Source organism: Moritella viscosa (genome assembly GCF_900120065.1).
GTDB classification, from domain to species: domain Bacteria; phylum Pseudomonadota; class Gammaproteobacteria; order Enterobacterales; family Moritellaceae; genus Moritella; species Moritella viscosa.
In genome coordinates this window covers 1-5,928 of sequence record NZ_FPLG01000154.1, presented here as the reverse complement: position 1 = coordinate 5,928, position 5,928 = coordinate 1, and the positions used below count along the sequence as shown (strand labels likewise).

The following is a 5,928-nucleotide window of genomic DNA, read 5'->3' as shown; positions in this document are numbered from 1 at the left end:
AGATAGAAAAACAAAAGAAACTTTCAAAAAGAAAACAATACACAGCAAACATTCTAACTAGAATGATTAAAGATGGTTTAAAAAAGAAAGTAGACGAAACAGAACAAATAGATGTTGGACAATACGGAAGATTGGTAAAAGGCATGCATTTAAACCTTAATGGAAAACCTCATTCCTTTTCAAATCAATTATTGTTAGATGTTTCTCAAACGGAAAATAGATATAACATTCCAATGGTCACTTCATATATAGGATATGAAACATTTTTCAAAAAGTTAATTAAAGAAGATGCCCTTCCTGAATCGTCAAAACACCTTTCACTTGGTGAAATAATGAAGGAGTATAAACACGGTGGGAACATTGTTGAATCTTATGAGGTTTATAGAAAGAGACAAAAAGGTAAAAAACCACCATTAAAATTATCGAAGGTAAAATATGAAGAACTGACTAAAGATCTATCTGAAGACGAAATAAAGAAAAAGGGATATTACAGCTATCGAAACACAACAAATACTGCTGTAGGTTCGATTGAGCCATTCTTTGATCACCTGCCTGAGAAATTCATCGAGAAGCATTTTTACTTAAGGGAGTATAAGAGACTTAGAGAAATAAAGATGGACCCTGCTTTGCACAATCAAGAGTTACTAGATCTAAGGCAAGAACTCATAGCATCAAACGGTGTGAAGACTATAGAACTGGATAATGAAGACCTTTCAGCTTATGCACCTTTGAAAGATGTGATGTATTTTGCACCCTACGAGCGTTACAAAAATCCTGAATCTTATCTTCATATTTCAGCTCATGAATGCGTTCATTCTACTGGTCATTACAAAAAGAAAAATCGTTTTCTTGTTGAAAATAAGGTTAATAAAAAAACTGGAAAATCAATGATTGTTTTACTACCCACTACCGCTTTAGATTACGATCAGGAAGAATTAACGGCCGATTCAGGTGCAACAAGGGTTTTAGTCAAGTTAGGTATACGTTCAACATTTGGTGCAAGTGTCAGATACAACGATGGATACTCTACTGAATTGATAAAGCATCCAGAACGCCTAGTTGAAGGTTATGAAAACGGAATCGAGGGTTCGGATTACGTTCTTACTAACTTCTACAACTACAGAATTGAGAATGCTTTAAAAGAGCTTGAGGATTACGGGATTAAGTTTGAACAAGATCTTGTAGCCGATGGTATGACTGTTGAAACAACGTTCTTATCTGTCAAGGACAAAGAGATCTTCACGATTGTTACAGACCAAATTGATTATCATAAATTTGAAACCGACAAATCAGAGTTACTTGAAAGAATCGCTGACAATGCCTATTTCAGTGATGAACCTGATGATCGTGATGAAGCGGTTAAGAAATCGCTTATAAAGCTGATTGAATCGAAAGTGTCTTTAGATACCTTAAAAGGTGAAAAGCTCACACAAAAGCCATTACCTGAACTTGAGCTAGATGAACCTAAGCAAGATAAGAAGCTTACAAAAAAGTCTCGCTCGTCTTTGACTATGTAGAATTGAAGCTTCCACTTAGGAAGCTTTTTAATGAGGTGGATTAAGATTAACACCACAAACATTGATAATTTATACAATATGTATATTTATATACTTTATATACTTTATATACTTTATATAATAATACAATCTCGCACCAGTTCTTAAATGTAACTATTTCAACCTCATAAATCTTACCTTTAAAAAATAAAAATATGTAGATAAAGCCAAAATATCAATAATTAACCAATCGATACTTTTATTATATCTAAATTGTGATAATGATTTATACATATAAACAGGAGAAACAACAATGTTAAACGACAAGATAAAAAACAATATCATAAAGGTTATAGATAAAACTTATAGGACTAACAACTTAACTCAGAACCAACTTGCGTATGTCATTGGCATAAGTCAACCAAGAACTTCAATGTTACTATCGAGACAGACACAATATTTCAAGATAGACGTATTACTCAAAATGCTTGAAAAAATGGGCGGTTATGTTTCAAAAAGTAAAAGTTCAAGCGTTACACCTGAAATCTTGCTAAATGAGACAATCCTTCAAAAAAGAATAAATAAGGCTAAAAATGAACACCCCAGAACCAGCAAGAAAAAATCAGCATAAATATTTTAATACTTTACTCTTTTAAAAAATAATTTTGATGGTATACAACTTATATAGGATATATAAAAAAGGAGTGGGTATGAAAAGTGATAGATATTACAGACAGTTATTTTCTGATTTACCGCCTTTTCTTCAGTCTGTTTATGAAGATTTGGCTAAGACAAATTTGACGAATGAAGAGCTTTATCAGGTTCTTAAATCGGTCTATCTTGCTGTAGATGAAGCAAGAGAACCAAAAGAATGCTTCGCATAAAAAAAGCCTGTAAGGGCTTTTTATTGTTTCTGGGTTAGTTTTAATTACAGTAGTTTTTTGCCATTTCATCACTTTGTTTTAACTCCGTAAGAATTTCGCTTTGCTTTGCTATTACTTTACCTAACGCAATCCTTGCAAGTGAATCACCAGAACTATCATAATCATTAATCATCGCTTGAAGCTCTTCATACTGCGTTTCTCTGCAATCTCTCGCTTCGTGGTCTGTCGTGAAGTAGTCAATTGCAAATGCTGTATCTATCAATGCAATCACGCCCAAAGCAGAGATCACAATCTTGTTTCTAAAAATCTTATTTAACTTATCCATTGTTATTAATCCTTTTTAATTCTTTTCAATTTTTGTTTGTAAATGTTGAGTTTTGAAATTCGCTGATAAGCATAATTTGCAAAACTTTCGCTGATGCACATGTGGTAGCCATTCCCTTTCTTGTATTGTGAATAGTAGATTTTAAAACCTGCTTCACTCCTAGATGCTGCATGTAAAACGTGCTTGAGCTTCGATTCTGAAATCCTTATAGCTCCTTTATCACAATGAAGCTCTTCAATATTTTTCATTCTTTTTTTCTTCATAAATGTTCTAGAAAGTTTATTGAGCTGTTCCGTTATATTCTTTACTGTCATGTTTTCTCCTTGGTTACTTATAAAAAAACATACAAAAATTATTTAGCAAAAATCCTAGGATTTTAAAATTATTTTCTTAGGTGATTGAGTGGATAAAAACATTAGTAGACAGGGAAAAATTCGACTTTGAAAATTATTTGAATTATTTCAAAAGCAAGGAAATATTAAACATTTTTTTGACAGTTATTAATGAAATGGTATGTCTATAAGGGTAGGAAACTACATAACAAAACAAGGAATATAAAATGAATACACTTACAAAAATAAAACAATGGCTTTCAAATACAGAACTAGCAAAAACATTAAAAAACAGGGATGTACTTGGTACAATAAAGTTGCCTATATTTTTCACACTACTACTTCTTCCAATTACGATTAACTTTCAGATAGAGAATCTTTTCTTCGGATCATTAATTTCTATTTATAACTTTCTTCTTTCGAACAAATTAGTAGTTAGCTTTCTTATTGCAATTTACTCTACGATATATTACATACTTTCTATTTACTCGGAAAAAGAGGAATTAAAAAAACATTCGCAAGTTGTTCTTACTATGCTGTTTGTTACTTTTTTCGAGCTGTTATACATCTGGTCATACTCACCAAAGATGATGATTCCAGAAGGTATGATGGAAGCTGTTCTTATCGCTTTACCTGCATTTAAATTCTGCGTGTTTATCTATGTTGTAACGTTGAACAGAGTGAGAAATGAAGCGACTGAAGCAAATAAGAAAGGAGAATGATATGGGATTTGTTACTGACCTAGAAGCAGAAGGACATAATAAAAATAAAGATGATTACGAAGAAGATACGTGTGAATGTGGCGGTCTATTAGAATACAATAATGACGAATCAGTGATTAGCGATTTGTGTAGTCAAGATGATGAAATCATAATGACTTGTCGTGAATGTAGCACTTCTTACCATTGTATATAAATTGAAATTCAGAACGAAAAAAAACATCTCGATATGAGATGCTTTTTTTACAAGATTACACTTAACAAAGAAATATAACATTTGCTTATAATGTTATATTTTCTATTAAACCTGATATTTTAAGTTTGTAAATAGCAAACCTTAAAATTATTTTTTTGGTTGAGGTAAAGTTAAATCAATCAACATATGATAGATTGAAATTGGTTTACCACCTCGACACCGTGACTCTACCGTACAATAATATTCTGAGCCGACATCGAGTTTTTCCAATTGATGATTTTGTACTGAAATCTCATCAAATCCAGCGTATTGCTCACTTTTTATATGAGAACAGTAATCATTGACTCCAGAATTAAAATCTTTGAAATAACAGTAAGAAACAATAAAAACTGGAGATACACTTTCACGATCATATTTAGTAATTTTATTGAGGTGTTTATTTATGACGGTTTTATCAATGCACTTTAAATTTAGTGCTTCAAATATGGATAAAGAAGAGTTATAAGAATCAGTAATTAAACCATCCGTTTCTCCAACATTTTTCTCACTTTCAGCAGAGCCAATACGAGCTTGATCAGATAAAGAAATCGAAAAATTAGACAGTCTTTGATTAAAAAGAGATGTAAACCAATCATTTATTGCATTCTCATCTTTTTTGTCATTTAATTTTTCTAAATTTCGTCCTCTTTTTAAGATTTCTTTTAAACAAGAGAGTACATTATTGTAGAGAAAGCTTTCAACGCTAGTTTGAGAGTTGCCTGATACGATTTTAACTAACTCATGAACAGGTTTTCTAACTATGTCACTGTAAAACACTTTAAGTTCATCAACCGTTTTATCAGAACATAATACCTGACTTTTTATTCTCTCGAACTGTAGTTGACTAGTCGAGTTCTCAATTTCGGTTTCAATATTTTTAAGCTCCTCTTCTAATTCCTGACCATCCAATTCAACTGAGTGATATTTTTTATAGTCTTCTAGCAACGTCAGAGCTGATTTGAAATTATTTTTTTCTCTAAGCGCTTTACTAAATGTAATAGTAATTGGACGATAGAATTTTTCTGAAGGAACTAATTTTGAACATTCTGCATCAACTTCATTATAGTTACCTGAAAGTAATAAAGCGTACAAATAATCTGATTTATTATTGAGTGTTAATACATCTATATCAAAGCCTTCTTGACTTGATTTATATTCTTCAACTAGATTTTTATAATTGTTTTTTTCAGATTTATCTTTTATTAACTCTTGGAGTTTTGAAGTGAATATTAGATTAGAAAACATAGATGATTTATGTTCTAAATATAGTTGTTCAAATGTAACTCTAGCGATATTAGGAGTTTCATTTAATTGTATTAATCCTTCTATGTATCTTTTAAATAAAACAACTTCTTTATGCCAATCATCTCCAACATGATTAAATGATTTCTTCTTTTCTAATTTTGGTTCCAAAACCTCATTGATTAAGTTTGTTTTTTTCTCATATGATTCAAGTGAGTAAAATATACTTAAAACTTTATACTTATAATCAAAAACTGACCATTTATCAATTACTCTTTTGAACTTTTCACTTTTTCTCCAAGGATGACTTTCAATAAATTTATTGGCCGCATCTAAAGATACCTTAGCCACATCTAATTTATCGCCTTCTAATGCCAATAGAAATGATTTTTCAATTGCTGGTAAACTATCTTGATCTAACTTCCAATCTAGGCGCTGTTCAATCTGTTCAGTTATTTTATTTTTTCTTTCTTTTTTTGCTGCATTTGAGTATAAAGACATCATAGCATCTAGCGGAGCCGACTCTGAAATACATAACACTATTTCATCAAATGAAGACTCGCCAAAATCGTTAACTATCTTGCTAAATCGATCCCATAGATCATATTTTTCATCCGAAAAGTGACTAACAAAGAGAGGAAATTCAACATCAGGAGATTTGAACCCTACAGTTTTTACAATATCTAGTAATATAC

8 protein-coding genes are annotated in these 5,928 nt (G+C 31.2%); 5 read left to right on the top strand and 3 right to left on the bottom strand.

Features of this window, described 5'->3' with window-relative positions; translation table 11 throughout:
- The 3 genes from BT797_RS24010 to BT797_RS24005 form a co-directional block, all read left to right on the top strand.
- Positions 1 to 1,517, top strand: a 1,517-nt coding sequence (locus tag BT797_RS24010) for a zincin-like metallopeptidase domain-containing protein (RefSeq protein WP_175545665.1), incomplete at its 5' end; no start/stop codon positions are given.
- Between the two features lie 292 nt (positions 1,518 to 1,809).
- The gene (locus BT797_RS22235; RefSeq protein ID WP_075473584.1) at positions 1,810 to 2,127 is read left to right on the top strand and encodes an XRE family transcriptional regulator; all 318 of its coding nucleotides are present in this window, start codon (positions 1,810 to 1,812) and stop codon (positions 2,125 to 2,127) included.
- Between the two features lie 79 nt (positions 2,128 to 2,206).
- Entirely contained in the window at positions 2,207 to 2,380 is a 174-nt protein-coding gene (locus BT797_RS24005; RefSeq protein ID WP_170860799.1) for a hypothetical protein, read from the top strand.
- Between the two features lie 40 nt (positions 2,381 to 2,420).
- Here the strand turns inward: BT797_RS24005 and BT797_RS22230 are convergent, their stop codons facing one another.
- Together BT797_RS22230 and BT797_RS22225 are read right to left on the bottom strand one after the other, a co-directional pair.
- Complete coding sequence (locus tag BT797_RS22230) at positions 2,421 to 2,705, bottom strand: hypothetical protein (RefSeq protein ID WP_075473583.1); 285 nt, start codon at positions 2,703 to 2,705, stop codon at positions 2,421 to 2,423.
- A 5-nt stretch (positions 2,706 to 2,710) separates the two neighbouring features.
- The gene (locus BT797_RS22225) at positions 2,711 to 3,019 is read right to left on the bottom strand and encodes a hypothetical protein (RefSeq protein ID WP_075473582.1); all 309 of its coding nucleotides are present in this window, start codon (positions 3,017 to 3,019) and stop codon (positions 2,711 to 2,713) included.
- A 245-nt stretch (positions 3,020 to 3,264) separates the two neighbouring features.
- Here BT797_RS22225 and BT797_RS22220 point away from each other — a divergent pair, with 245 nt between their 5' ends.
- Both BT797_RS22220 and BT797_RS22215 read left to right on the top strand, forming a co-directional pair.
- Positions 3,265 to 3,759, top strand: a complete 495-nt coding sequence (locus BT797_RS22220; RefSeq protein WP_075473581.1) for a hypothetical protein — start codon at positions 3,265 to 3,267, stop codon at positions 3,757 to 3,759.
- A 1-nt stretch (position 3,760) separates the two neighbouring features.
- On the top strand, positions 3,761 to 3,952 hold the full coding sequence (locus BT797_RS22215; protein ID WP_075473580.1) for a hypothetical protein: 192 nt from the start codon (positions 3,761 to 3,763) through the stop codon (positions 3,950 to 3,952).
- Positions 3,953 to 4,099: 147 nt separating this feature from the next.
- Here BT797_RS22215 and BT797_RS22210 read toward each other — a convergent pair.
- Positions 4,100 to 5,928 (bottom strand): synaptonemal complex protein 1 (locus BT797_RS22210; protein WP_217653265.1); only part of this gene is annotated, 1,829 nt, incomplete at its 5' end.

What these genes read in the sequence shown, in the direction of transcription:
- BT797_RS22235 (WP_075473584.1), top strand. Translation starts at nt 1,810, where the DNA reads ATGTTAAACGACAAGATAAAAAACAATATCATAAAGGTTATAGATAAA.
- BT797_RS24005 (WP_170860799.1), top strand. Translation starts at nt 2,207, where the DNA reads ATGAAAAGTGATAGATATTACAGACAGTTATTTTCTGATTTACCGCCT.
- BT797_RS22230 (WP_075473583.1), bottom strand. Translation starts at nt 2,705, where the DNA reads ATGGATAAGTTAAATAAGATTTTTAGAAACAAGATTGTGATCTCTGCT.
- BT797_RS22225 (WP_075473582.1), bottom strand. Translation starts at nt 3,019, where the DNA reads ATGACAGTAAAGAATATAACGGAACAGCTCAATAAACTTTCTAGAACA.
- BT797_RS22220 (WP_075473581.1), top strand. Translation starts at nt 3,265, where the DNA reads ATGAATACACTTACAAAAATAAAACAATGGCTTTCAAATACAGAACTA.
- BT797_RS22215 (WP_075473580.1), top strand. Translation starts at nt 3,761, where the DNA reads ATGGGATTTGTTACTGACCTAGAAGCAGAAGGACATAATAAAAATAAA.